24 protein-coding genes and 1 other RNA gene are annotated in these 25,250 nt (G+C 44.3%); 23 read left to right on the top strand and 2 right to left on the bottom strand.

All coding sequences use genetic code 11. From position 1 onward, the window contains the following. Positions 1–61: 61 nt before the first annotated feature. From AC04Q4_RS06265 to efp, 4 genes are all read left to right on the top strand, one after another. Positions 62–1,423, top strand: coding sequence for a citrate/2-methylcitrate synthase (locus tag AC04Q4_RS06265; RefSeq protein WP_173738425.1), 1,362 nt, complete (start codon positions 62–64; stop codon positions 1,421–1,423). A gap of 49 nt (positions 1,424–1,472) precedes the next feature. Then, positions 1,473–1,979 carry a YqeG family HAD IIIA-type phosphatase gene (locus AC04Q4_RS06260; RefSeq protein WP_173738426.1) on the top strand — a complete coding sequence of 169 codons (507 nt, stop codon included), beginning with the start codon at positions 1,473–1,475 and terminating at the stop codon, positions 1,977–1,979. After that, entirely contained in the window at positions 1,976–2,485 is a 510-nt protein-coding gene (locus tag AC04Q4_RS06255) for a shikimate kinase (RefSeq protein ID WP_173738427.1), read from the top strand. The genes AC04Q4_RS06260 and AC04Q4_RS06255 overlap by 4 nt, the downstream gene beginning before the upstream one ends. A gap of 86 nt (positions 2,486–2,571) precedes the next feature. Then, positions 2,572–3,129, top strand: a complete 558-nt coding sequence (efp, locus tag AC04Q4_RS06250) for an elongation factor P (protein ID WP_015524430.1) — start codon at positions 2,572–2,574, stop codon at positions 3,127–3,129. 50 nt (positions 3,130–3,179) lie between these two features. Here the strand turns inward: efp and AC04Q4_RS06245 are convergent, their stop codons facing one another. Further along, complete coding sequence (locus AC04Q4_RS06245; protein ID WP_476388737.1) at positions 3,180–4,694, bottom strand: response regulator; 1,515 nt, start codon at positions 4,692–4,694, stop codon at positions 3,180–3,182. 159 nt (positions 4,695–4,853) lie between these two features. Here AC04Q4_RS06245 and AC04Q4_RS06240 point away from each other — a divergent pair, with 159 nt between their 5' ends. Continuing rightward, positions 4,854–7,169, top strand: coding sequence for a glycosyl hydrolase family 95 catalytic domain-containing protein (locus tag AC04Q4_RS06240; RefSeq protein ID WP_476388736.1), 2,316 nt, complete (start codon positions 4,854–4,856; stop codon positions 7,167–7,169). Positions 7,170–7,200: 31 nt separating this feature from the next. Here AC04Q4_RS06240 and AC04Q4_RS06235 read toward each other — a convergent pair whose 3' ends face one another. After that, positions 7,201–9,039 (bottom strand): cache domain-containing sensor histidine kinase, encoded by a 1,839-nt coding sequence (locus AC04Q4_RS06235; protein WP_119240068.1) that lies wholly within the window; start codon positions 9,037–9,039, stop codon positions 7,201–7,203. 207 nt (positions 9,040–9,246) lie between these two features. Here AC04Q4_RS06235 and AC04Q4_RS06230 point away from each other — a divergent pair, with 207 nt between their 5' ends. The 18 genes from AC04Q4_RS06230 to AC04Q4_RS06145 all read left to right on the top strand — a co-directional run bounded on the left by AC04Q4_RS06230 (position 9,247) and on the right by AC04Q4_RS06145 (position 25,207). Beyond that, a complete protein-coding gene (locus AC04Q4_RS06230; RefSeq protein ID WP_173738430.1) occupies positions 9,247–10,515 on the top strand; it encodes an ABC transporter substrate-binding protein in 1,269 nt (422 codons plus the stop codon). A gap of 76 nt (positions 10,516–10,591) precedes the next feature. Further along, positions 10,592–11,461, top strand: coding sequence for a carbohydrate ABC transporter permease (locus AC04Q4_RS06225; RefSeq protein ID WP_148446671.1), 870 nt, complete (start codon positions 10,592–10,594; stop codon positions 11,459–11,461). Between the two features lies 1 nt (position 11,462). Continuing rightward, positions 11,463–12,284 (top strand): carbohydrate ABC transporter permease, encoded by an 822-nt coding sequence (locus AC04Q4_RS06220; protein WP_173738431.1) that lies wholly within the window; start codon positions 11,463–11,465, stop codon positions 12,282–12,284. Positions 12,285–12,313: 29 nt separating this feature from the next. Next, positions 12,314–13,642 (top strand): alpha-L-fucosidase, encoded by a 1,329-nt coding sequence (locus AC04Q4_RS06215; RefSeq protein ID WP_173738432.1) that lies wholly within the window; start codon positions 12,314–12,316, stop codon positions 13,640–13,642. Positions 13,643–13,865: 223 nt separating this feature from the next. Continuing rightward, positions 13,866–14,211: a transfer-messenger RNA gene (gene ssrA, locus AC04Q4_RS06210) on the top strand. 99 nt (positions 14,212–14,310) lie between these two features. After that, the gene (locus AC04Q4_RS06205; protein WP_476388735.1) at positions 14,311–15,471 is read left to right on the top strand and encodes an FtsW/RodA/SpoVE family cell cycle protein; all 1,161 of its coding nucleotides are present in this window, start codon (positions 14,311–14,313) and stop codon (positions 15,469–15,471) included. A gap of 141 nt (positions 15,472–15,612) precedes the next feature. Beyond that, positions 15,613–15,846: an acyl carrier protein gene (gene acpP, locus AC04Q4_RS06200; protein WP_119240064.1), complete on the top strand. Its 234-nt coding sequence runs from the start codon at positions 15,613–15,615 to the stop codon at positions 15,844–15,846. A 175-nt stretch (positions 15,847–16,021) separates the two neighbouring features. After that, on the top strand, positions 16,022–17,473 hold the full coding sequence (gene gltX / locus AC04Q4_RS06195) for a glutamate--tRNA ligase (protein ID WP_173755431.1): 1,452 nt from the start codon (positions 16,022–16,024) through the stop codon (positions 17,471–17,473). A 7-nt stretch (positions 17,474–17,480) separates the two neighbouring features. Next, on the top strand, positions 17,481–19,307 hold the full coding sequence (locus tag AC04Q4_RS06190; protein WP_173738435.1) for an ATP-dependent helicase: 1,827 nt from the start codon (positions 17,481–17,483) through the stop codon (positions 19,305–19,307). Further along, positions 19,304–19,852 (top strand): 4'-phosphopantetheinyl transferase family protein, encoded by a 549-nt coding sequence (locus AC04Q4_RS06185; RefSeq protein WP_173738436.1) that lies wholly within the window; start codon positions 19,304–19,306, stop codon positions 19,850–19,852. The genes AC04Q4_RS06190 and AC04Q4_RS06185 overlap by 4 nt, the downstream gene beginning before the upstream one ends. A gap of 20 nt (positions 19,853–19,872) precedes the next feature. Continuing rightward, positions 19,873–21,024, top strand: a complete 1,152-nt coding sequence (locus tag AC04Q4_RS06180; protein ID WP_173755432.1) for a YncE family protein — start codon at positions 19,873–19,875, stop codon at positions 21,022–21,024. 84 nt (positions 21,025–21,108) lie between these two features. Continuing rightward, positions 21,109–22,041 carry a stage III sporulation protein AA gene (gene spoIIIAA, locus AC04Q4_RS06175; RefSeq protein ID WP_173738438.1) on the top strand — a complete coding sequence of 311 codons (933 nt, stop codon included), beginning with the start codon at positions 21,109–21,111 and terminating at the stop codon, positions 22,039–22,041. Beyond that, positions 22,026–22,544 carry a stage III sporulation protein AB gene (locus tag AC04Q4_RS06170; RefSeq protein WP_173738439.1) on the top strand — a complete coding sequence of 173 codons (519 nt, stop codon included), beginning with the start codon at positions 22,026–22,028 and terminating at the stop codon, positions 22,542–22,544. The genes spoIIIAA and AC04Q4_RS06170 overlap by 16 nt, the downstream gene beginning before the upstream one ends. Positions 22,545–22,556: 12 nt before the next feature. After that, positions 22,557–22,751, top strand: a complete 195-nt coding sequence (gene spoIIIAC, locus AC04Q4_RS06165) for a stage III sporulation protein AC (RefSeq protein ID WP_173738440.1) — start codon at positions 22,557–22,559, stop codon at positions 22,749–22,751. A 15-nt stretch (positions 22,752–22,766) separates the two neighbouring features. Then, positions 22,767–23,153: a SpoIIIAC/SpoIIIAD family protein gene (locus AC04Q4_RS06160; RefSeq protein ID WP_173738441.1), complete on the top strand. Its 387-nt coding sequence runs from the start codon at positions 22,767–22,769 to the stop codon at positions 23,151–23,153. Beyond that, positions 23,150–24,346 carry a stage III sporulation protein AE gene (locus AC04Q4_RS06155; protein WP_243251574.1) on the top strand — a complete coding sequence of 399 codons (1,197 nt, stop codon included), beginning with the start codon at positions 23,150–23,152 and terminating at the stop codon, positions 24,344–24,346. The genes AC04Q4_RS06160 and AC04Q4_RS06155 overlap by 4 nt, the downstream gene beginning before the upstream one ends. 2 nt (positions 24,347–24,348) lie before the next feature. Continuing rightward, on the top strand, positions 24,349–24,936 hold the full coding sequence (locus tag AC04Q4_RS06150; RefSeq protein ID WP_476388734.1) for a stage III sporulation protein AF: 588 nt from the start codon (positions 24,349–24,351) through the stop codon (positions 24,934–24,936). Then, positions 24,878–25,207: a hypothetical protein gene (locus AC04Q4_RS06145; protein ID WP_476388733.1), complete on the top strand. Its 330-nt coding sequence runs from the start codon at positions 24,878–24,880 to the stop codon at positions 25,205–25,207. The genes AC04Q4_RS06150 and AC04Q4_RS06145 overlap by 59 nt, the downstream gene beginning before the upstream one ends. Positions 25,208–25,250: the final 43 nt, after the last annotated feature.

Genomic DNA, 25,250 nt, shown 5'->3' with positions numbered 1-25,250 from the left:
GGGAATGAGGAGGGACCGCTATCGAACAGCAATAAACAGAAAGCGAAAGGGGAATTTATTAATGAGCAGATTTAACATGAAAGTGACACCTGAGATTGAGAAACTGACCCAGATCTGTCTGGAGAATGATAAACTGGATTTATCCCTTTATGGTAAATATGATGTCAAACGAGGCTTGCGTGACCTTAATGGAAAGGGTGTTCTTGCAGGACTGACCCAGATCTCCAATGTACAGGCAACGAAGATCGTAGATGGAAAGGAAGTTCCCTGTGCTGGCAAGCTTTCCTACAGAGGATATGATATCAAGGATCTGACCAAGGGATTTATCAATGACAGACGGTTCGGCTTCGAAGAAGTGACTTATCTGCTTCTTTTCGGCAAGCTGCCAAACCAGGAAGAACTGAATGAGTTTTCCGGTATTCTGGCCAATCAGAGGACATTGCCGAGAAATTTTGTGAGAGATGTCATTATGAAGGCACCGTCCAGGGATATTATGAATGCTTTGTCCAGAAGTGTCCTTACACTTTATTCTTATGATAAGGATCCGGACAATATCCAGCTTGATAATGTGCTTCGTCAGTGCATTAATCTTATCAGTGTTTTCCCGCTGTTATCTGTTTATGCTTATCAGGCCTACAACCATTATGAGAAGGGCAAAAGCCTTTATATCCATCAGCCTAAGAGAGAGCTTTCCACAGCAGAGAATATCTTGCGCCTTTTAAGACCGGATAAGAAGTATACGGCTCTGGAAGCGGAGATCCTTGATATTGCCCTGATCCTTCATATGGAGCATGGCGGTGGTAACAACTCTACCTTTACCACTCACGTAGTTTCTTCCTCCGGAACAGATACGTATTCAGCCATTGCAGCAGCACTTGGTTCCTTAAAAGGACCGAAGCATGGCGGTGCCAATATCAAGGTTGTGAAGATGTTTAACGATATGCGCAAGCATGTTCATGATTACAGTGATGAAGACGAGATTCGCGATTATCTTCAGAAACTTCTTCACAAAGAAGCTTTTGACAAGAGAGGCCTTATCTATGGTATGGGCCATGCGATCTATTCTGTTTCCGATCCCCGTGCAGAGGTATTTAAAGGCTATGTGGAGCAGCTTGCCAGAGAAAAAGGCAGGATGAAGGATTATCAGCTGTATGAAGCAGTGGAGCGCCTTGCACCGCAGGTTATCGCAGAGGAACGCAAGATCTACAAGGGTGTCAGCGCAAACGTGGATTTTTACAGCGGATTTGTTTACAGCATGCTGGATCTGCCGCTGGAGCTGTATACACCGATGTTTGCCATTGCACGTATCGTAGGATGGAGTGCACACCGTATGGAAGAGCTTATCAATGTGGATAAGATCATCCGTCCTGCATACAAGAATGTTCTTCCGGAAGCGACATACGTTCCTCTTGCAGAGCGATAAAAAAACTGGCATTATTACGAAATGACGAGAGAAAACTGAGGTGTAATAGATGTTCAGAAGCTTTTTTCCAGATGAATATCTGGATTCTGCATATGTGATCAATTATGAGAAACTTTATAAAGAGGGATACAGAGGGCTTCTTTTTGATATAGACAATACAATTGTTCCACATGGCGCACCGGCAGATGAACGTACAAAGAAACTGTTTGAGAGGCTTCGTAAGATAGGATTTCAGTATTGTTTTGTATCCAATAATCAGAAACCGAGAGTGGAGCCTTTTGCCCGTGCTGTGGAGGGGAATTTTATAGAAAATGCCCATAAACCGGCTGTGAAGAACTACAGAAAGGCCTGCCGGGTGATCGGAACAGATCCTGACAGGACTATCTTTGTAGGGGATCAGCTGTTTACGGACATTTATGGAGCGAAGAGGGCCGGGATCCGGACGATCCTTGTGAAGCCCATTCATCCAAAAGAAGAGATCCAGATCGTGCTCAAGCGCTATCTGGAGAAAATAGTATTACATTTTTACCAGAAAGAGGAGGGAAAGAATTCATGAACCATATTGTAATTATCGGCTTTATGGGTTCAGGAAAGACACGAGTTGGAAAGAGACTGGCGAAGGACCTGGGACTTCCGTTTATTGACGTGGACAGACTGATCGTGAAAAAAATGAACATGTCAGTAAAGGAGGTATTTGAACGTTTCGGAGAACCGTTTTACCGTGCACTTGAGACAATGGCAGTAAAAGAACTTTCTACAGACAGTGAGAGAAAGGTAATCTCCGTCAGTGCAGGACTGCCACTGCAGGAGCAGAACCAAAAGTATCTTGCAGAAATGGGAACGATCATCTATTTGAAAGGATCTGCTGCAACTCTGATCAAGAGACTGGAAGGAAGCAATAATCCGACACTGGAAGGGGCTGAGAATAAAGAGGATAAGATCAAGAAGCTCCTCAAGCAGAGAGATCCTGTTTATGAGAAGTTTGCAGACATTAAAGTTGTCACAGGAGTGAAGCCGTTTGACGAATTAATTGCCGAAATTGAAGAAAAATTAAAGGCATAAATAAAAAAACAGTTGAAAAATGACAAAAGGTATTATAGAATAATTCATAGCGAAAAAGAAGCGCACATATTAAGGAGGAAATATTTATGATTTCAGCAGGTGATTTCAAAAATGGTATCACACTTGAAATTGATGGAAACGTATGTCAGATCGTTGAATTCCAGCATGTAAAACCAGGAAAAGGCGCAGCCTTTGTAAGAACAAAATACAAAAATATCATCACAGGATCTGTAGTAGAGAAATCTTTCCGTCCTACAGAGAAATTTCCAGCAGCACGTATTGAGCGTGTAGATATGCAGTATCTGTATCAGGATGGTGGTTTATACTACTTCATGAACACAGAGACATATGACCAGGTAGGTCTTACAGAGGAGCAGGTTGGCGATTCTCTGAAATTCGTTAAGGATAACGAGATGGTTAAGGTTTGCTCTCATAACGGCGAGGTATTTGCTATCGAGCCGCCACTCTTTGTAGAGCTTGAGGTTATTGAGACAGAGCCGGGATTCGCCGGAAATACAGCACAGGGTGCTACCAAACCTGCAACTGTTGAGACAGGTGCACAGGTTCAGGTTCCGCTGTTCGTAAACCAGGGCGACAAACTGAAGATCGATACAAGAACAGGAGAGTATCTCTCCCGTGTATAATGCGATACATTAAAAAAACCCGCGTAAGCGGGTTTTTTTATATCTGACTATCAGTCTTTTAACTGCTTCAGAAACTGGCTGGGAGATATTCCTTCGTGGGATTTAAACACCCGGCTGAAATAGAAAGCATCGGAGAAGCCTACCATCTCAGCCACATCTTTGGTAAGGATATCCGGATTGTTCTGCATTAATGTTTTAGCCATTTTCAGGCGAAGTTCACTGATATATTTGCTGGGAGAAATCCCGAATTCTGATTTAAAAAGTGTGGAGATATATTTCTCATTATAGCCAAAAATATCCTGAAAAGATTTCGTGGTGATCTGCTGGGTGAAATTCTTATCCAGGTAATTGCGCACCTGACGGGCCAGAGACGGTAGTTCTTCTCCAGGTATGGTTTTGTGAAAACCGCAGATCTTGGAAGTTTCATACTGCAGTTCCCGTTCCAGTTCCTCGTAGGAATGACAGGTGGAAACGATTTCAGCGACATCCGGATAAATGATGTCTTTGTGGCATTTCTGGATTACAGTGGAGATATAGTATCTCAGGTTTGCAGTTATCTGAAACTGGGAAAGATTCGGCTGGTTCTGTATGGTAATCAGGGAATGAATCATATGGTACAGGCTTTCCTGATCAGAATGAGAAGAGATTCCTGCGCAGAGCTGCTGAACATCCTGGGAAACACGGATCTTCTGATCTGATAATGTGGTACATGTCTGAAAAGAACTGGCTCCAAATCTGTTTTTGAACAGTGCAAAAAGATAGGTATCTTTTATAAGGTCGGAAACAGAACCGGAATCTGGAGACTGCAGAGACAGAATCGTGTTAATCCAGGAGTCCGGCTGCTGATCAGATATATCCAGTATACTGTGGATTCTCCTGGCAAGTCCTTCCGTATCCGGCTGACTGGAGGAAGGATAGATAACTGCATATACCTGCTCATTGAAATGTTTTCCATGGAGAAGAAAAAGCGAAACCTGATATTCTTTTTCCAACTGAGTCAGATATCCGGGAGAGACCGGCGCGAAAACGGAATCCGGGATAGTCTCGCTGTATATGTTAGAACGTAATGGACCCTGAAAAACGAAGATAAAGGAGCAGGAAACTTCGTTCATAAAAACAGGGGCAGGATCGGTCAGATTATCGCTATGCAGTGCACATTGCAGGTATTCTTTCTGGAGCAGGCACGTCTGGGCATTCTGCTGTGCCATACAGGAACAGAGGATATCGTCCAGAGTTTTAAGGTCAATCGGTTTGAGAAGATAATCGGAAACACCAAGGTGGATCGCTTTTCTGGCATATTCGAAATCCGCATATCCGGTAAGAATAACAAAGCGGGTATGAAACTGGGATTTCTGAACTTTTTCGATCATATCGAGACCGTTCATCACAGGCATGGTGATATCAGTAAATACCAGCTCCGGTTTCTGCTCCAGGATTTTCTGCAGGCCGTCCCTGCCGTTTTTGCAGATGCCAAGAACCTGGAAATCAGGGTAGTTTTTGGTGATGAGAAGCGAGAGACCTCTGGCAATGGCTGGTTCATCTTCAATGATAAGTACGTGTATCATGATTTCTCCTTTGTATGTGAAAGAAATTTTTTGCATATGTTTTAATTATAGCATGAATAGACGTGGAAACAAGAAAAAAGTCCATACGAAAGTCGCTTTTTTTCCATGTTGTGTATACAGAAGGTATGATATGATAGGAAAAAAACAGGGAGGAAGAATATGAACTGTTTATGGTATACAGAAGCAGCAAAAAGCTGGATCGAAGCATTGCCTCTTGGTAATGGCAGGCTGGGGGCTATGATATCCGGAGAGCCTTTTTGCGGACAGATCCAGATGAATGAGGAGAGTATTGTCTATGGAGGACCGCTTGACCGCATCAATCCGGACGCGGCGAAGTATTTCCCGGAGATCCGGAAACTGGTTCTGGCAGGAAAGATTCGGGAAGCCCAGAAACTGGAGCTTTTTGCATTGTCTGGAACACCTCAGAGCGAACGGCCATATCAGACCATGTGTGATGTGAATTACAGCATAGATCACGAAGCGGGTGAGATCCAAAATTACAGAAGAGAACTGGATCTGGAAAAAGGTGTTGTAAGTACTTCATTTGTACATAATGGAGCACAGTACAGAATGCGTTGTCTGATCTCTGAAAAAGAAGATTTGATGGCAGCGGAGTTTTTTACAGACAGAGAAGAAGGTCTTACAATGTCTGTTCTGATAACAAGGGGACGATTTTACAACTGTGCAGGAAAAGCCGGCGAGGATAGTATTTATATTGATGGAGATCTGGGAAAGGGCGGAAGTGAATTCGGCATTCAGGCTCGCGCGGTGTCAGAAGGCGGAAGCGTGCAGGTGATCGGAGAACATCTGGTGATCCAAAATGCTTCCAGGGTGATTTTTTATGTAAACGGAGTGACTACTTTCCCTTACCGAAAAAAGAAGGTCGAGGATCCATACAGCTACCTCAAAGAACAGCTGGCTTCTTACACAGCAGAGGATTTTGACCGGATACTGGCAGAACATGTGGAGCAACACAGCAAGGTGTTTAACCGTTCTGTTCTGAAACTGAAAGAGGATGAAGGTCTATCCGAACTTCCAACAGATCAGCGTCTGAAACGACTCCGGGAAGGTAAAAAAGACAAAGGGCTGGCAGCTCTTTATTATGGATACGGAAGATATCTTCTTATGGCGAGCAGCCGCCCGGGAGGACTTCCTGCCAATCTTCAGGGAATCTGGTGTGAGAAGCTGGAGCCTACCTGGGATTCCAAATATACCATCAATATCAACACAGAAATGAATTACTGGCCTGCAGAAATCTGTAATCTTTCCATGTGTCATGAGCCGCTTTTTGATCTTCTGGAACGTATGGTGAAAAATGGCAGAAGAACAGCCATGGAAATGTATGGATGCAGAGGTTTTGTGGCACATCATAACACAGATATCTGGGCAGATACTGCACCTCAGGATCTGGCACTGGCAGCGTCATACTGGGTAATGGGCGGCGCATGGCTGGCAGCACATATCTGGAAACATTACCGTTATACGATGGATCAGGCTTTTCTTGATCGTATGATGCCGGTTCTGGAGGAATGTGTACTGTTTTTCAGAGATTTTATGATCGAGGATCATGGAGAGATGATCGTCTGTCCGTCTGTTTCTCCGGAGAATACCTATTATCAGGCAGATGGAACAACGGGAAGTGCCTGCGCAGGCTGTACCATGGATACCGGAATCCTGAGAGATATTTTTCATGCCTATCTGGAAGGAAACAAGATCCTTGGGAAAAAAGCATCTCAGGAAGACTGGGTGCGTGAAACTCTTGATAAGCTCCCTTTGTATAAGATTGGAAAATACGGTCAGCTGTTGGAATGGAGAGAAGATTATGAGGAGTGGGAACTTGGGCACAGACATTTTTCTCATTTATATCCCCTGTTTCCGGCAAACCAGATTAATGAATATGAGAATCCGGAGCTGGTAAAAGCATGTGAGAAATCTCTGGAGAGACGAATGGAATTTGGTGGCGGTCACACAGGCTGGAGCTGTGCATGGCTGATCAATCTGTATGCAAGACTTCGGAATGGAGATAAAGCAGAGGAATATATCGATTATCTTCTCAACCAACTGACAGCACCGAATATGTTTGATCTGCATCCGCCGCTTGAGCGGATTTCAGGTATTCCGTGGGTATTCCAGATCGATGGAAATTTCGGCGGTACGTGCGGAATCGCCCAGATGCTGCTGCAGAGCCATCTGGATGAGATATTCCTGCTTCCGGCTCTTCCGAAAAACTGGCAGGAGGGAAGCATCACAGGTATTTGTGCAGAAGGCGGTTTTGAGGTGGATATGACCTGGGAAAAAGGCAGATTTTCTCATGGGTGGCTTCTTTCGAAACATGGGGAAAAAGCAGTTCTCAGATGCAGAGAGGAACTGGAGATCTCAAAAGATGGAATAAAAGTTTCTGTGATCAGAGATGAAAAAGAAAGATACGTATTTGATACAGAGAAAGATGCGATCTATCAGATCAGGAGTAAATAAAGTTTAAGGAAAAAAGCCGGAGGCTTCCCTGTCAGGAAGTGCTCCGGCTGAATAATTTTTCAGGCTTTAACGGGCCGCCGATGGTGACGGTCGTAAGGTTGTCAGAATCATTTCTGGAAACATGGAAATATTCTTCGCCGCGGTAATAAATATGAAAACGGAGAATGGTATTTTCCAGACCATAGCCCTGATGGCGAAAGGTGTTTTCGTAATCCATATCCTGGTTTCCGGTAAAGGTGAAGCCTGAGAGTTTCTGGTGAAGAGCTGCAAACTTTTCTTCAGGAAACGGCGCTCCGTTGTTGGAGATTGACAGATACCACCGGGTGTCGTCACAGTGGGAACGTATGGAAATCTTCCAGGGAGGAGAAATCTCCACGCCTGCCTGGTGGAAGCCATGCTGAAAACAGTTTTCAATAAGAGGCTGAAGAATCAGCTTTGGCACAGTAATGGAATTCAGGGAATCATCAAGCTGCCATTCGTATTCCAGATCGTCTTCGTAGCGTATTTTCATAATATAGAGGTAATGCCTTGCATTGTCGATCTCCTGGGACAAAATAACGGACTGTCCTGTGTAGGAGAGGGAGTAGCGAAGAAGCTGGGAAAGTTCTGTGCACATGTTGGAAACATCCATATTTCCGGAGGCCAGCCCTGTCATTCCGATGACAGAAAGAGTATTGTACAGAAAATGCGGGTTCAGCTGTGCTTCCATGGCGTCATAGTGGGCAATCAGCGTCCGTTTCCGTTGTTCTGTAAGACGCTGGTTCTGGTCGTAAATCTCAGAAAGATATCCCTGGATCGCATTGGTGAGAAAGATGATCTCATTATCGCTGCTTCCGGGTATAGCAGAAATATTTTCCCCGGGCTCAAGAACTGTCAGCTTATCTGTCAGCTGTCGAAGTGGCTGTGTGAGGTTTCGCGTCAGTACCATAAGAAAGGTGGACATAATTATGAACATGATTACAAAAAGCAATGTGCTGATTATGAGAAGCCGTTTTATGGAGGCTGCAAATATGGAAGAATTCTCACTGAGGATCACCGTCCATCCGGTCTTATCGGAAAGGTGATAGCTGGAAACAGAAAGATTTCCATAGGAAAAGCTGCCACTGTCAGGAGAAATCTCGGAAGCGGAACGCCAGCTGGCCAGAAAAGCCCGGCGGTTCAGTGTGGATGCACTTGTGTAAACCAGATTATCAGCATCATCCAGAATGGTAATATCATAATCTTCCGGAGTATCAAAACCGGAGAGAAGTTGTCTGGTCAGGGTATCCATATCAAAATCAGCAATAAGAAGCCCGTACTGATGATAAATATCCCGCATGGAACGTACAACAGAAATTACAGTTCGGTTGTTTTTCCAGTAATCCTTGTGAGGAGGAACATATAAAACATAATTAATGCTGTCCATAACGCCGGTAAGATTGGGATTGTTCTCCAGAACAGCTTTTTTTGTATAACTGGTACCGTTTGGGGAAGAAATTCCCAGATGGTCGTAATATTTGCTGACATAATTAAGGGATACATCCAGGTCTGAAGATATCAAAGTAGTACGGAACCGGTCCTGAAAAGCAGATCTGGCTGCGATATGGGTGGGCAGGTAGTTGTTTTCGCTCTCTGGGATATTTCTGGCAGTATCAAGGAGTGCGGTGTTTAGCTGCAGCTCTTTCAGCGTATTATCTGCATCATTGAGAAGGGTGTCCAGATTGTTCTGTATCATGGATGTACTGCCGCTTAATGTACTGCGCATGTTCTCCCGCAGGGAATTTGCCGAATAATAATAGAAAAACAGCGAAAAACCGACAAGCAGAAGGGAATTTAGCAGGATGCAGGAAATGAACAGCTTTTTTTGAAAAGAAAATTCATGGAATTTCATGATCGTTCCTCCGGAAAATTTCTTGTATCTATTTTATATGAACAGCGAAAAAGAAACAAGAAAAATTGTACAAATAGATGGAAAAATATAAAAAAGGAAAAAAGTGCATGTTGGATTAAACAAAAGTCCATGGATTTTCCAGAGCTGGTTTTATATAATATGACCATATTAAGAACGAAAAAACATACAAAGGGAGGAATTTTTACAATGAAGAAAAAAATGTTTGCAGCACTTATGGCAGCGTGCATGACAGTATCAGTATTCGGAAGCGTGGTAACAGCCAGCGCAGCAGATGGAGTAACACTGACACTCTACGGAAATGCAGATGACCTTGCAAAACCGTACATGCAGAAGATCATTTCTCTGTGGGAGGAGTCTTCCGGAAACAAGATTGACCAGCAGGGCCTTGATACAGATAATGCAGAGACCATTGCACTGACAAAATTTACAACAGGTGATATCCCGGATCTTTACATTCATTTCGGAAACAGCAACCTGAAAAACTTTAATCCGGAAGAGAATTTTGTAGACTGGTCCGATGCTGACTGGGTGTCCGATATTCAGGACTCAGTTCTTCCGCAGGCAACCTACAATGATAAAGTGATCGGACTTCCGTTCTGGGAAGCATCCAACTCCGGCTGTTTCTATAACACAAAGATCTTCGAAGAACTGGGAATTGAGCAGCCTACAACACAGGAAGAATTCAATGCAGCCTGCGATACACTTCTGGAGAACGGAGTACAGCCGATCTACCTTGCAGCAGCTGATGCATGGCCAATCCTTTATCAGTTCGCACTGGATCCTGTACTTGAGGAGCATCCGGAATATATCGAGAAACTGAATGCAGGAGAAATGTCCTACGCAGATATCCCGGAATTCACAGATATGTGTACCTGGTTTAAAGAAGCAGCAGATAAAGGATACTTTGGAAAGAACTTTGCATCTGATACATGGGATTACACAAGTGAGGTTCTTGGAACAGGTGAAGCTGCAATGCTCTTCTGCTGGGATACCTGGTTTGATACAGATTATGACAGTGAATCTTATGATTATGTAGGTGATGATTTCGGAATCATGCCGGTATTTATGGGAACCTGCGACGAGGGAACTTATGAAGGTGGAAATGTAAACCTGATGCTTGTAAACAAAAATGGTGATAATGTAGAGGCTGCCAGCGATTTCGTAAACTTTATGGCAGATCCGGAGAATTACAACCAGGCATTTGATGGTGTTTCCACAGCAGCAGTATTTAAACAGGAGACAACAAATGTAAATTCCGCTCAGTATGATGGAAACAAAGATAGCGTAGATAAACTGATCCGTGCATCTTCCGCACAGCCGAAGATTGTTGGTTTCAACCAGCAGGAAGGTGGCAAGGCTCTGCTTCAGCTTATGAACGGAGACATCAGCGTAGAAGAATGTGTAAAACTGATCGATGATGACAGAGTTGCAACACTTGAGTCTTTTGCCCAGTAAATAAACATCCGTTTTAAAGATGGTTTCAGGTTTGAGGGTAAAACTTCAAACCTGAAATTGTTTAAGGAGGAAATTCATGAATCGAAAAAAAATATATCCGTTGTATCTGGCACTGATCCCTGCTGTGGTATTTTTTATCTTCTTTATTGTACCGTCCACTGTGGGTTATTATTATGCATTTACCAACTGGAGTGCAGCCAGAACAACCAATCTGAAATTTGTAGGATTTGAAAATATCATGTCAGTTCTTACGAGTACGAAAGTGCCGGTAGCCTTTGTAAATACCCTGATCTACGCAGGCGTAAAAACCATTACCGTAACACTTCTGGGCTTTGTATTTGCCTATATCCTGAACCGTGAGATCAAAACACGGACTGCTCTGAGAACGGTTTATTTTATCCCGTCTATCTTTTCCTGCCTTGTTGTAGGCCTTATCTTCAGTGCTGTATTCCAGACACGTCACGGTACGATCAATAATATCCTGAACCTTATGGGAATTGCAAATATACAGTGGCTGGGAAAACGAGGCACAGCAGTTTTTGCTATCTGCGTAGCTGAGGTATGGAGAAATGTGGGATATGCGATCATCATCACACTTGCAGGTCTGCAGTCAGTTTCTTCTGATTATCTGGAGGCAGGTAAACTTGACGGTGCATCTGAATGGCAGCTTTTCCGCCATATCACACTTCCGCTGATCATGCCTACTGTAAACGTTAATATTCTGTTCAGCCTGATTTATGGATTGAAAATGTTCGATCTGATTTACGTTATGACAGGCGGCGGCCCCGGAAATGCGACTGAGAGTTTCGGAACGCTGATGATGAATGAAATGTCTGCAGGACGTTATTCGCAATCTGTAGCTGTCAACCTTGTATTCACAGTGCTTCTGGTCATTGTTTCAGTTGTATATCAGAAGTTTTCATCAAGATGGGAGACGGTGTTATAATATGAATAAGAAAAAAACTAGGATCAATTTGATACTGGAGATCATTCTCTGGCTTGTGAGCATCGTGACGATCTATCCGATGCTGATGGTACTTCTCACTTCCTTTAAAAACAAAGGCGAAGCTGCTTATATGAATGTCAGCCTGCCAAGTGAGTGGCATCCGGAAAACTATATAACAGTTCTGGAAAAAGATTTTATACGTTCTCTCGGGAACAGTGTGTTTATCACCTTTATATCAGTGGCACTGATCGTTTCTCTTTCTGCATTCTTAAGCTTTATCATTGTGCGAAGAGATACAAAAGGATGCAGGATCGGGTATAAGATCATCACTCTTGGAATCATTGCACCTTTTGCTGCGCTTCCAACGATCCAGCTGATGCAGAAAATGGGGATTTATGGATCAAGGATAGGTCTCTGTCTTGTATATTCTTCTCTGTACATGCCGTTTACAACAATGATGTTCAGTGGATTTATTAAAGGAATCCCGAAAGAACTGGATGAGGCAGCAGTTATGGACGGTGCAGTAGGCGGAAGACTGTTCTGCACAGTGATCATGCCGCTTTTGAAGCCGGTTCTTGCAACAACAGGCGTTCTGAATTTTATGTGGGTATGGAATGAGCTTCAGATTCCGATGTATCTTCTGAACTCTTCGTCCAAGTGGACGCTGCCGCTTTCTGTATACAATTTCTACGGACAGTTCAGCAGAAGCTGGAACCTTGTATGTGCAGACGTTGTGCTGGTTTCTTTGCCGGTAATCCTGGTATACATTTTTGCACAGAAATGGGTGATCGCAGGTATGACAGCCGGTGCTGTAAAGGGCTGATCCTGATAATATCAAGGAGGATATGAAGAATGTCAAAAAAATATACAGGAACATGGAATTCTGTAAATGAGCATGAAGTACCGAAATGGTATGACGGCTGTAAATTCGGAATCTTTATCCACTGGGGAATCTATTCAGTTCCTGCTTTCGCACCAAGAACATGGGAGCTTGGCGCAGTGGAGACCAATGAAGAATGGTTCTGCAACAATCCTTATGCGGAGTGGTATTATAATTCCATAAATGTTGGAAAAGGACCTTCTTATGAACATCACATTGAGAAATATGGCAAGGATTTTTCCTATGAAGATTTCCTGCCAATGTGGAAGGCTGAGAACTGGCAGCCACAGAAGTGGGCGGAACTTTTCCGCAAAGCAGGGGCAAAATATGTTGTGCTGACAACGAAGCATCATGATGGTTTCTGCCTGTATCCCAGTGAATATACAGATTTCAACTGCGAAGAACTTGGTCCGAAGAGAGATATCACAGGAGAGCTGACAGATGCTGTGCGCAGTGAAGGACTGAAAATGGGACTTTATTATTCCGGACTGATCGACTGGCAGTTTGCCAATGATCCGATTTTCAAGGAAGAGGACAATTTCGGAAATGCCTGCCCGACTTTTGAGTATGCAGACTATTCTTACAACCAGATGAAAGAGCTGGTAGACAAATATCACCCGTCCGTATTCTGGAATGATATTGGATGGCCAAAGCAGAGTGAGCATATGATGCCGTATTTCCTGGCACATTATTACAATGTGGTGGAGGAAGGTGTAGTCAATGACCGGTTTAATGGACTGTATCATGACTTCAGCACAAAAGAATACAAACAGGGCGAAGCTAATCGCAAGGAAAAGTGGGAAATGTGCCGAGGTATGGGACTTTCTTTCGGATACAATGAAAATGAAGGAGACGATCAGCTGATCAGTGTTCCGGATCTGATTCATCTTTTGGTTGCAACAGTATCTGATAACGGAAACCTGCTTCTCAATATCGGTCCGAAACCAGACGGAACTATTCCGGCTGAGCAGGAAAAACGTCTTCTTGCGCTTGGAAAATGGCTGGAGATTAACGGAGAAGGTATTTATGATACCAGTTGTTCCGCACATCTTCCGGAAACAGCAGGAGATGGTGTACAGCTGTTCTTTACAGCAAAAGAAAAAGATCTTTATGTATTTATAGAGGGACTTTCCAAGGAAGAGAATACAGTGCTGATTCCGGGCGTAAAAGGAAGTGCAGAGACACTGGACTCAACGCTTAATGTACAGTGCGAAGAGACAAAAGAGGGAATGAAGGTCCGTATTAACGGATATGACAAAGAGAAGCATATCATCTGTCTGAAAGTAAAAGACGGCGAATGAATATGATGCAGAGCATATAAGGCTGACAGTTTCAGACTTGGGTTCCAGGCTGTGAGGGTAAGAAAAACCGTGCACAGCCCGGAACCTTTTTTGCAAATATCCTTGACACGAAAAAACATTCTGGTATAATTAAATCCAGTCAAAAAACAACTGGCTTAGAGTTCGTCTGTCCACCAGAGATGACTTGAAGAGAATGAAGTCATCAGAAGTCTTTTTTATACAAGGGCTTGTACTGGTTTCGACGGGGGCTTTGAAGTTAGGGAAGCCATCCGCAGACTCCTGGACTGCGTACCAACCGGGAACTAAATATAAACGCAGACGAAAAGTTAGCGTTAGCAGCCTAAGCTGCTCGTCAGTCCCGTTGCACTCACACATCGGGAATCTGGCGTCGACCATGTGAGAAACCTTGCCGGGTAAGCTTTGCCCCGGTAGATGTATCATGAAGCTACTGAAGCGGTAAGCCTGTCGGTGGGCGTGCAGCCGAGGGAATGTTAAAACAGCGACTGTGATGGGAGATGCCTTAAGGGATAGGCTTTCGGACAGGGGTTCGATTCCCCTCAGGTCCATTTATGGAACGTCCCGGAAAGACAGCATTTATGCGGCTTTCCGGGAATTTTTTTTACCTTGTCAGATAATTCTTCGCAAGTTAAGAAAGCGTTGGTGATAGAATGGGAAAATCGCTGAACAGCAAAAAAAAATATAAAAAAAAATCAGATTATTATGATTACAGCCTGGTTGCTGTCATTGTACTTCTAGTATGCTTCGGTCTGGTCATGCTTTACAGCACCAGTTCCTATATGGCGGAAGTAAATTACGGCAGCGACATGTTTTATTTTAAAAAGCAGGCACTGATCAGTGCAGCCTGTCTGATCGTGGCACTGGTTGTTTCAAAAATATTGGATTATCATATCCTGGTGCCGTTTACAACATCTTTGTATGTACTTTCCCTGATCCTCATGGGGCTGGTACGTACACCCCTTGGACATTCATCCCATGGTGCTACCAGATGGCTGTATATTGGACCGATCAACTTTCAGCCGGCTGAGATAGCCAAGATCGCAGTCATCATTATGATGGCATATATGATCTGTAAGATGGGACGTAAGGTTAAGACTTTGAAGAGCTGTATGATCCTAGGACTTCCGGGTGCTGGTCTTGCGTTTGCTGCGTATATACTGACGGATAATCTGAGTACAGCTTTGATCATTCTTGGTATTACAGTGGGAATGGTTTTTGTTGCACATCCGGATATGCGGCCGTTTATTATTATTGGTGTGATAGGTCTGGTACTGATCGTGATCGGTGTACTTTTTCTGGTTGTGACGACCAAGAGCAGCGACAGTTTCCGTATTATGAGAGTTCTTGTGTGGCTCCAGCCTGAGAAATATTCCGATGAGGGAGGATATCAGACTCTGCAGGCACTTTATGCCATTGGTTCCGGAGGATTTTTTGGCCGGGGGCTGGGAAACAGTATCCAGAAACTTGGCAGTGTTCCTGAGGCACAGAACGATATGATCTTTTCCATCATCTGCGAAGAGCTTGGGATCTTCGGAGGGATTTTTGTGCTGATTCTGTTCGGATATCTTCTGTACAGACTGTTCTTTATTGCACAGAATGCACCGGATCTGTTCGGATCACTGCTTGTTACGGGAATTTTTATACATATTGCACTGCAGGTAATATTAAATATTGCAGTTGTGCTGAATCTGATGCCTAATACGGGCGTCACCTTGCCGTTTATCAGCTATGGCGGAACGTCCATTGTGTTCCTGATGTCGGAGATGGCACTGGCCCTCAGTGTGGCCCGTCAGATAAAATTTCAAGACTAAAATAGTTTTAAAATCAAAATATTTTCGCCAGATGGACATTTTTTGGGAAAATCCTCTTGACAACTGTATTTACAGACTATATACTTTGCTCAAAAAGAGGAAACAGATTCGATCTGTAATGATTAAAGGAGAAAATAAGACATGTTAGAAAAAATGAGCGAAATGCTTGCAGAGCAGTTAAATTGTGAAGCATCTACAATTACACCGGAGACTTCTTTCAAGGATGATCTTGGAGCAGATTCCCTTGACCTGTTTGAGCTGGTTATGGCTCTTGAGGATGAGTACAACGTAGAGATCCCGGCGGAGGAACTTACAGATCTGAATACAGTTGGAGATGTAATCGAGTACCTCAAGAACAAAGGTGTAGAAGCATAAGATCTGCTGAAGGTAAATGCAGGAATAAGGATCCTCTGGAACAATGGTGTTTCAGGGGATTTTTCTGTCTGCCGGGGAAACCAGGGGTATTCCGTCGGAAAAGCTATGGACATTTTGAAGGATTTAGGTATATAATATCACCTATAATGAGAAACAAAAAACGAGGAGAAAAGAAATGACAAAGATCAGAACAAGATTTGCACCGAGCCCTACAGGCAGAATGCACGTGGGTAACTTAAGAACAGCTCTTTATGCTTATTTGATCACAAAACATGAAGGCGGAGATTTTATCCTCCGTATTGAAGATACAGACCAGGAACGTTATGTTGAGGGAGCTGTAGATATTATCTACCGTACTCTTGAGAAGACAGGTCTTCTCCATGATGAGGGACCGGACAAGGACGGTGGATTTGGACCGTATGTACAGAGCGAGCGTCAGGCAACAGGAATGTATCTGAAATATGCCAAACAGCTGATCGAGCAGGGTGATGCATATTACTGCTTCTGCGGCAAGGAAGAACTGGAGAGCATGAAACGTACAGTTGCCGGCAAGGAGATTTCCATCTATGATAAGAGATGCCTTCACCTTTCCAGGGAAGAGGTTCAGCGTCGTCTGGATGCAGGCGAGCCGCATGTTATCCGCTTCAATATGCCAACAGAAGGAACGACTACATTCCATGATGTAATTTACGGAGATATCACCGTTAACAATGAGGAGATGGAGGATCTGATCCTTATTAAATCTGACGGATATCCGACATACAACTTTGCCAACGTTATCGATGACCACCTTATGGGAATTACACACGTAGTAAGAGGTAATGAGTATCTTTCATCTTCTCCGAAATACAACCGTATTTACGAAGCATTCGGATGGGAGATTCCGACATACGTTCACTGTCCGCTGATCACAGATGAGACACATCAGAAGCTTTCCAAGAGATGCGGTCATTCTTCCTATGAGGATCTGATCGATCAGGGATTTGTTACAGAAGCAGTGATTAACTATGTTGCACTTCTTGGATGGAGTCCTGCTGATAACCGTGAGATTTTTTCACTTCCGGAGCTTGTGGAGGCATTTGATTACCATCATATCAATAAATCACCGGCAGTATTTGATATTGCCAAGCTGAAATGGATGAACGGCGAGTATATCAAGAAAATGGATCCGGAAGCATTTTACGAGAGAGCGCTTCCGTATCTGAAGGAAGTTCTTAAGAAAAATTTTGATCTTAAGAAGATCGCAGGAATGGTCCAGACAAGAATCGAAGTATTTCCGGATATCCCGGAGCTTGTAGATTTCTTTGAGGCAGTTCCGGAGTACGACAGCGCAATGTACCGTCATAAAAAAATGAAAACAACAGAGGAGACATCTCTTGCAGTCCTCAAAGAGGTACTTCCTGTACTTGAGGCTCAGGAGGATTATACCAATGATCCGCTGTTCGCTTCTTTAAGTGCATTTGTAAAAGAGCATGGATATAAGAACGGTTATGTGATGTGGCCGCTTCGTACAGCAGTATCCGGCAAGCAGATGACACCGGCCGGCGCTACGGAGATCATGGAGATCATCGGCAAGGAAGAAACTCTGAAACGTATTCATGCAGCAATCGCTAAACTCGAGAACTGATCCGGTCATGAAACGAAATCCATCTCAAATAAGGGCAATCGCCCACCTGTCAGGACCTATGATGGTTCTGGCAGGCCCCGGTTCGGGGAAAACTTCCGTCATTGTAGAGAGAACAGCACATATGATCCAGGATGGGAAGATACCAGCTTCCTCTATTCTTGTTGTGACTTTTTCCAGGGCAGCGGCAGTAGAAATGAAAGAACGTTTTCTGAAATTCACAGGTGTCAGTCGGACTGCGGTCACATTTGGGACATTCCATGGAGTATTTTACGGGATTCTGAAACAAGCATATGGCCTGGATGGGGGAAATATCCTGTCTGAAGAGGAGAAATATGCAATCCTTCGGGAAATTGTGGTAAATTGTGCTTCTGAACAGTCCCAGGAAGGTGATTTTGTAGAGGATGTGGCCAAAGAGATCAGTGTTGTAAAAGGCGGCAGAATTGCTCTGGAGCATTACTATTCCTCCTGCTGTCCGGATGAAGTGTTCCGTCAGATTTTTAAAGGATACCGTAAGGTTCTTAATGAGCGCAGAAAACTTGATTTTGATGATATGCTTTTAAGCTGCTACGAACTTCTCAGAAAAAGAAAAGATATCCTGGAAGCCTGGCAGAGGAAATTTCGTTATATTCTTGTGGATGAGTTTCAGGACATCAACTATCTTCAGTACGATATTGTGAAGATGCTTGCAGCACCGGAGAACAATCTGTTTGTAGTGGGGGATGATGACCAGTCCATCTACCATTTTCGCGGTGCCCGGCCGGAGCTTATGCTGAATTTTCCGGAAGATTTCAGGAATGCGGAAACTGTACTTTTGAATATCAATTACCGGTGCAGCGGAAATATTCTGAATACAGCTATAAAGGTGATCGATAACAACGAGAACCGCTATGCAAAAAAACTTTCCACTCCCAATGAGGTGGGAGATCCTGTAAGAGTGCTGGAATTTCCAAATCCCAGAGAAGAGTATATGGCAGTAGCCGGTACACTGAAAAAACGCATGGAAGACGGGGAGAATATTGAGGATACCGCTTTTCTTTTCCGTACTAATCAGGAAGCAGAGGGACTTGTGGCAGCTTTGATGGAATACGGAGTTCCTTTTACCATGAAAGAGAAACTGCCCAATCTGTTCCGACATTGGATCTGCAGGAATATGATCGCATATCTGAAAATGGCTCAGGGTGACAGGAGCAGAAGTACTTTTCTGGAGGTTATGAACCGTCCTAACCGATATATAGCCAGAGATGCCCTTACAGAAAAAACAGTGGATTTTCGTGCTCTTGAAGAGTTTTATAAGGATAAAGACTGGATGTGCGACCGTATTACAACCATGGAGACACATCTTCGTATCTTAAAAACCATGGCTCCTTATGCTGCTGTTAATTTCATCCGAAATGGAATGGGATATGAAGAGTACTTGCAGGAATACGCAAGGTATCGTAAAATAAAACCAGAAGAGCTCTGGGAAACCCTGAACCGGATCCATGAAAGTGCAAGGGGAATGAAATCCCTGGAAGAATGGTTGGCTTATATGGATGAATACACCAGAAAGATTGAAGAACAGGCGAAGAAACAGGATGTGAAGAGGGAAGGTGCAGTGATTTCTACCCTCCATGCAGTAAAAGGCCTTGAATATGACAGGGTCTATATACTGAATGTCAATGAGGGCAGCATGCCCTACCGGAAAGCTGTTCTGGAGGCTCATCTTGAGGAAGAACGGAGGCTTTTCTACGTTGGAATGACACGGGCAAAAAAGCAGCTTTGTCTGTGTTATGTGAGGCAGCAGTATGAGAAGGAACGGGAGCCGTCCCGGTTCCTTGAGGAGGCCGGATTATGAATGGAATCATATATTATACAAAAATAAAAGATGAGTATTACAACAAGAACATGGAGCATATGATCGGAGAGAAGCTTCTGGAGATCGGACTTGAGAAAGAGTTTGGAAGGAAGCTTAAATACGAGCCACGTTCAAAAGGAGAGCACGGGAAGCCTTTTTTTACCCTGCTTCCAAGAGTGCATTATAATATCTCCCACTCCGGAAGATATGTGATGTGTCTGTTTGCGGGAGAAGAAGTAGGAATTGACGTGCAGATCCACAGGAAAGTGAATTATGAGAGAGTTCTTGAACGGATGGTGCCGGCAGATATGGTACGGGAGATCCTGGAAGCTGATGATATGGAGAAAGCTTTTTTTGCCCAGTGGGTATTAAGAGAAGCTTATATCAAATGGACCGGTGAGGGACTTTCCAGGGATTTAAGGACAATTCCAATGGACAAGGGTAATTATATGATGCTGGAGATGGAGCCCGGATACAGCGGAGCAATCTGGTCCAGAGATAATCTGGAATTGCGTTTTGAATATGAAGACATCATACTGAAATAGCGAACAGAGAAACAAAAGAAATGAACAATGAGATGAAACGCAGCTTCAGGATCTTCATATTGAAGATTCTGGCAGTTGTTTTTGTGCTGACTATGTGTTATTTTTTATATGCGTTTGTCTACAGAGCCAGGACAGAACTGCCTACAAAGGCAGTGGTAACGAACAGAGCTTCCGCAGTGTATACATTACGGGGACAGATGCAGATGCTTTCCCAGAAGGAAGCATTTTCCTATTTTGCATTTGACGGGCGCGAGAAAGAGAAAGAATACGGAACTTATGTGATTCCGGGATTGAAGAATACCCGGACGCTGCTTACAGAGAAAGGTGCCACACAGGCTATGTGTACATCCATGACACCTCAGGGACTGGCTGTTACGGAAGATTATGTGATGGTCAGTGCGTATTGCAGCACGCAGAAGCACAATTCGGTGATCTACGTGATCGACAAGGAAACACATAACTTCATTAAAGAAGTGATACTGCCTGGACAGCCTCATGTAGGTGGCCTTGCCTATGATCCGGATCATAAGCTCCTTTGGTATTCTTCCAATATTAACGGAATCGCACAGGCAGTCAGCGTAAAGATGGATACAATAGAAGCCTACGATTATGATGAGAGCCATCTGCCTGTGGATAGCCAGCAGACAGTCAGCCTTTACGGAATCGTAAGAGACTCCTTTATGACCTTCTATGAGGGGTGTCTGTATGTAGGCTGTTTTGAAAAATATAACGAAAGTGTAATTGCACGATACGGAATTGACGCAGAAGGAAATCTGATCGATACCATGGATAAAGAACTGGGCATGAATTTTGAGATGGCAGTGCCGCTTGATTATTCCACTATATCGGAACAGGTTCAGGGAATTGCCTTTTATAATGACAAGCTTCTGATATCCCATTCTTTTGGTATCCTGCCATCCAGACTGGTAGTGTATGAGCAGTCAGATAAACGTTTGTATGTAAATGAAAATTCAGCCAGGACTTACCGTTTTCCGGAACGGCTGGAGCAGATCGTAGTGGAAGGTGATAACCTTTATGTGATGTTTGAGTCCTGCGCTTATGCATACCGTGTGTCTTCCGTGAATATTGTAGATAGAGTACTGAAACTGAGCCTTCCCAAAATGGAAGCGTATGAAGAAGAAAGTGACAGCCTGTTTTCTCTGTCGGAATAAGGGAAAAACAAAAAAGCATTACCTGAGACAAGGGGTACTAAATCAGGGTCGTCTGCAATATATTTAAGTGTAAGAGGTGAAAAAATGGAAGCAAACCAGATTCAGAACCTGTTTGCCAGTAATGTTCGTCAGCTTCTGGTGGATGCAGACCTTGATTATGATAAATTATATGAGATACGTCTTCGGGTGGGAAGGCCATTGTTTCTGACTTATGACGGCGGGGAGTGTTTTCTCAGACAGAAAGATACAGAACCATATCTGGTGACAAGGGAAGATCTGAAGGAGACGCTGGAATATGTCAGCGGATATTCTCTGTATGCCTATGAAGATGAAATCCGGCAGGGTTTTTTAAGCGTTCAGGGAGGACATCGCGTAGGAGTTACCGGTAAAGTGATCCTGGATGGAAACAGGATCAGAGGAATGAAGTATATTTCCTGCATTAATGTGCGTCTGGCTCATGAGATCCGGGGTTGCGCAGAGAAAGTAATGCCTTATATCCAGACAAAAGAACAGATCATGCACACATTGATCGTTTCACCGCCAAGATGCGGAAAGACTACCCTTCTTCGGGATATCATCCGGCAGATGAGTAATGGCTGGGGAAATATTTCCGGGGTTACAGTAGGCGTAGTGGACGAGCGCAGTGAGCTTGCAGGCTGCTACCAGGGAATTCCCCAGAATGATCTGGGAATGCGCACTGATATCCTGGATGGATGTCCGAAAGCAGAAGGCATGCAGATGCTGATCCGTTCTATGTCGCCGGTAGTGGTGGCTGTAGATGAGCTTGGAAAAGAAGAGGATTTCAAAGCTGTGGAGTCTGTGATCCACTGCGGCTGCCGACTGATCGCCACAGCCCATGGAGATTCCATGGAAGAGACTTTAAGCCAGCCGTTTTTCCGGAAACTGTGGGACGCGCGGGTATTTCAGAGATATATTTTTCTGGGGAAACGTGACCGTGCGGGAGTTGTGGAAGGAATTTATGATGGGGACGGAAATTGCCTATGTTCAGAATTGTAGGGTGTCTTCTGATCATAGCTGCAGGAACGGGCCTGGGATTTTCAGAAAGCCTGCGACTTTCAGAGCGGATATGCACATTGGAGATGCTTCTTCAAATGGTGATCTGCCTGAAAGGGGAGATCAGCAGTGGGAATGCCTCCTTGCCGGATGCTTTTTGCGGCACAGCCGGAAGAATGAATGGAAAATACAGAGAATTTCTCATAAATGCCGCAAACAGGATGAAAGCGGGAAACGGAGAAAAACTCTCACAGATATGCAGGGAATGCGCAGAAGCATCCCTGAAAAAAAGCTGCCTTACCCATGGGGAAAAGGACGCTTTTTTTTCTATCGGAAAATATCTGGGATATCTGGACCGGGAGATGCAGCTGCGTCAGCTTTCCCTGTATGAGAAAAATCTGGAAGTGGAGATCGGAAATCTGAAAAAGGAGGCTTCCGGAAAAAAGAAATTGTACCGGGGATTAGGGGTTTTTGGCGGATTGCTTCTGGCGGTATTGCTTGTGTGAGGGAGGGGTCGTTTGGAGGTCAGTATCATATTTAAGATCGGAGCAGTGGGAATCCTGGTCTCTGTTCTTTCCCAGATCCTGAAGCACAGCGGAAGGGAGGAACAGGCGTTTCTGGTAAGCCTTTCGGGGCTTTTGATCGTGCTGTTCTGGATCGTGCCGTATATTTATCAGCTTTTTGAGAATATTCAGAGGCTTTTTGTTCTGTAGGGGAAAGGGAAGACCATGGATATTTTAAGAATCTCTGTTCTGGGAGTAGGAGGCGTGCTTCTCGGAATTTTTCTGAAAGACAGAGCACCGGAATATGTGAGTCTGATCACCATGGGAATCGGTCTTGTGATCCTGGGGCTTGCAGTGGGAAAGATTGGTTATCTTTTTGATTCGCTGGAGCGGTTAAGGGAGAACTTGCCGGTAGACGGAAGCTATATTACTACTCTTCTGAAAATGATCGGAATCACATATATTGGACAATTTTCATCTGGAATATGCAAGGATGCCGGATATGCTTCTACAGGGGCACAGATAGAGCTGTTCTGCAGATTATCTGTGATGGTTCTTTGTATGCCAGTTCTCCTGGCTTTGTTGGATACCATACAGGGCTTTCTTGCATGAGGACAAGAAAGAGTATGATCTGTGTCTGGGTGATCCTGTTTCTTTGGGGGATCAGTGCATGTGGAGAGTCTGCGCAGGCAGTTCGTGCAGAGACAATACAGGCAGCCGATATATCAGAAGCTGTTTCATCAGGTGATGCCAGTGCAGCAGAAATCCAGATCACTGATCAGCTGGAACTTACCAGGCTGCAGGATATGGTGGATGCTATGCTGGGTGAGAACAGTTTTTCTGTTACAGATGCTTTTCACAGGCTGCTGTCAGGAGAGGACGTGCTTTCAGAGGAGAGTGTGCGGGAATTTCTGCACAGTCTCTTTTTTTCCGGACTGGAACAGGAAAAAGGTCTTCTTGTGAAAATTCTCCTCCTTTTGCTGTTCGCAGCAGTTTTCTCCGGATTTGCGGGGGTATTTGACAATGGGCAGATCGGTGAGATCAGTTTTTATGTGGTGTATCTTCTTACATTCACCCTTCTGATGAACCGTTTTTCCAGTCAGAGCGAATCTCTGATGCAGGTGCTTGGATGGATCACAGAGTTTATGAAAGAACTTTCGCCAGTGTACTTTATGGCTGTGGCAGCAGCTTCCGGCGCATCTACCGCAGCCGTTTTTTATCAGGGAGTATTGCTTCTGGTGTGGCTGATCCAGTGGCTTTTGGAGAGTGTGCTGCTTCCTGGGGTCAGTCTCTACATTCTTCTGAAATTTGTGAATCATCTTTCAAGGGAAGAGATGCTGGGAAAAATGGCAGAGCTTATTGAGACGTTGATCTCCTGGGGGCTTCGTACGCTGCTGGGAATGGTGGCAGGCCTGCAGATTGTGAGGGGACTGGTAACACCGGTGATGGATTCCCTCAAAAGAAGTGCCATCGGAAAAACAGCAGGAGCCCTCCCTGGTGTCGGAAATGCAGTTAATGCGGTGACAGAGCTGGTTATGACAACAGCAGTGCTGGTAAGGAACAGTCTTGGGGTGGCTCTGCTTCTTGTGATCGTGGCTGTGGGAGCCGGACCTGTGATCCACTACGGACTTCTTTCTGTTATCTATCGTTTCCTTGCGGCAGTGTCGCAGCCGATATCTGACAAAAGGCTGGTAGAGGCATTCAGTACTATGGGAGAGGGCTGTGCACTTCTGATGAGGATACTGTTTACTGCGGAAGTGCTTTGTATGCTGACGTTTCTGATCCTTATGGCAGGAGGGGGATGAAAATGAGGACAGAGATTTATCAGTGGATGAAAAATCTGGCTTTTTTTCACGTGTTGACAACGACAGTTCTTCATATTCTGCCGGATAAAAGGTATGAGCAATATATCCGGCTGTTTATGGGACTTCTTCTGGCACTTATGATCTGTACGCCTGTTTTTGCACTTGTGGGAAAAAGCAGTGAGCTTCTGAACGGGTTTCAGAAGTATTACGGGGAAGAGGAACAGGCAAGGATGGAAAATGAGGCAGAAGGGATCCGGAAAACATTTCTCAGAGAAGCATATAAAAAAGAACTGGAAAAACAGATCCGCAGGCTCCTTTCCGATGCAGGGATTTTTTCGGAAAAAATATCAGGTGTGGAAGCAGAGATCACAGCAGAAAAAAAGCTCCTGGTAAAAATAAATCTTAAGGCAGCAATTACAGAATCCCAGAAGGAGGCGGTAAAAAATGGACTCGAAAGAATCTGCGGACTGGAAGAAACCCAGTATCAGATCCTGGATTCTGGAAATGGGGTGGAAGGAGTGGGGAATCCTGTTGCTTCTGGGAATTCTTCTTCTGGTGGCAGGACTTCCGGTATCCCGGAAAACAAATAAAACCATCCAGACACAAAGTACAGAAAAAACCAGACTGGAAAGCCGCCTGGAGGAGCTTCTTTCCGGTGTGGAAGGAGTGGGAAAAGTGGAAGTGATCATCATGACCGGTGATGAAGGAAATGACAACAGTTTTTCCATGAATGGTCAGATATCTGTAACCGGAGTACTGGTTTCGGCAGAAGGAGCAGGCAGTGCTGTGGTTGTTCAGGATATTCAGCAGGCAATTATGGCATTATTTCAAATTGAAGCTAATAAAATTAGATTATTGTGAATGCTTTTTCGGAATCCCTTGTAAAATGCGGAAAAGCCAGTAA

It is taken from the genome of Blautia sp. HA8986, from assembly GCF_056504635.1.
This window is presented reverse-complemented; position numbering and strand designations above follow the sequence as displayed.

Excerpts from the sequence above, each read along its gene's own strand:
- AC04Q4_RS06265 (WP_173738425.1), top strand. The coding sequence starts at position 62 with ATGAGCAGATTTAACATGAAAGTGACACCTGAGATTGAGAAACTGACC.
- AC04Q4_RS06260 (WP_173738426.1), top strand. The coding sequence starts at position 1,473 with ATGTTCAGAAGCTTTTTTCCAGATGAATATCTGGATTCTGCATATGTG.
- AC04Q4_RS06255 (WP_173738427.1), top strand. The coding sequence starts at position 1,976 with ATGAACCATATTGTAATTATCGGCTTTATGGGTTCAGGAAAGACACGA.
- efp (WP_015524430.1), top strand. The coding sequence starts at position 2,572 with ATGATTTCAGCAGGTGATTTCAAAAATGGTATCACACTTGAAATTGAT.
- AC04Q4_RS06245 (WP_476388737.1), bottom strand. The coding sequence starts at position 4,694 with ATGATACACGTACTTATCATTGAAGATGAACCAGCCATTGCCAGAGGT.
- AC04Q4_RS06240 (WP_476388736.1), top strand. The coding sequence starts at position 4,854 with ATGAACTGTTTATGGTATACAGAAGCAGCAAAAAGCTGGATCGAAGCA.
- AC04Q4_RS06235 (WP_119240068.1), bottom strand. The coding sequence starts at position 9,039 with ATGAAATTCCATGAATTTTCTTTTCAAAAAAAGCTGTTCATTTCCTGC.
- AC04Q4_RS06230 (WP_173738430.1), top strand. The coding sequence starts at position 9,247 with ATGAAGAAAAAAATGTTTGCAGCACTTATGGCAGCGTGCATGACAGTA.
- AC04Q4_RS06225 (WP_148446671.1), top strand. The coding sequence starts at position 10,592 with ATGAATCGAAAAAAAATATATCCGTTGTATCTGGCACTGATCCCTGCT.
- AC04Q4_RS06220 (WP_173738431.1), top strand. The coding sequence starts at position 11,463 with ATGAATAAGAAAAAAACTAGGATCAATTTGATACTGGAGATCATTCTC.
- AC04Q4_RS06215 (WP_173738432.1), top strand. The coding sequence starts at position 12,314 with ATGTCAAAAAAATATACAGGAACATGGAATTCTGTAAATGAGCATGAA.
- AC04Q4_RS06205 (WP_476388735.1), top strand. The coding sequence starts at position 14,311 with ATGGGAAAATCGCTGAACAGCAAAAAAAAATATAAAAAAAAATCAGAT.
- acpP (WP_119240064.1), top strand. The coding sequence starts at position 15,613 with ATGTTAGAAAAAATGAGCGAAATGCTTGCAGAGCAGTTAAATTGTGAA.
- gltX (WP_173755431.1), top strand. The coding sequence starts at position 16,022 with ATGACAAAGATCAGAACAAGATTTGCACCGAGCCCTACAGGCAGAATG.
- AC04Q4_RS06190 (WP_173738435.1), top strand. The coding sequence starts at position 17,481 with ATGAAACGAAATCCATCTCAAATAAGGGCAATCGCCCACCTGTCAGGA.
- AC04Q4_RS06185 (WP_173738436.1), top strand. The coding sequence starts at position 19,304 with ATGAATGGAATCATATATTATACAAAAATAAAAGATGAGTATTACAAC.
- AC04Q4_RS06180 (WP_173755432.1), top strand. The coding sequence starts at position 19,873 with ATGAACAATGAGATGAAACGCAGCTTCAGGATCTTCATATTGAAGATT.
- spoIIIAA (WP_173738438.1), top strand. The coding sequence starts at position 21,109 with ATGGAAGCAAACCAGATTCAGAACCTGTTTGCCAGTAATGTTCGTCAG.
- AC04Q4_RS06170 (WP_173738439.1), top strand. The coding sequence starts at position 22,026 with ATGTTCAGAATTGTAGGGTGTCTTCTGATCATAGCTGCAGGAACGGGC.
- AC04Q4_RS06160 (WP_173738441.1), top strand. The coding sequence starts at position 22,767 with ATGGATATTTTAAGAATCTCTGTTCTGGGAGTAGGAGGCGTGCTTCTC.
- AC04Q4_RS06155 (WP_243251574.1), top strand. The coding sequence starts at position 23,150 with ATGAGGACAAGAAAGAGTATGATCTGTGTCTGGGTGATCCTGTTTCTT.
- AC04Q4_RS06150 (WP_476388734.1), top strand. The coding sequence starts at position 24,349 with ATGAGGACAGAGATTTATCAGTGGATGAAAAATCTGGCTTTTTTTCAC.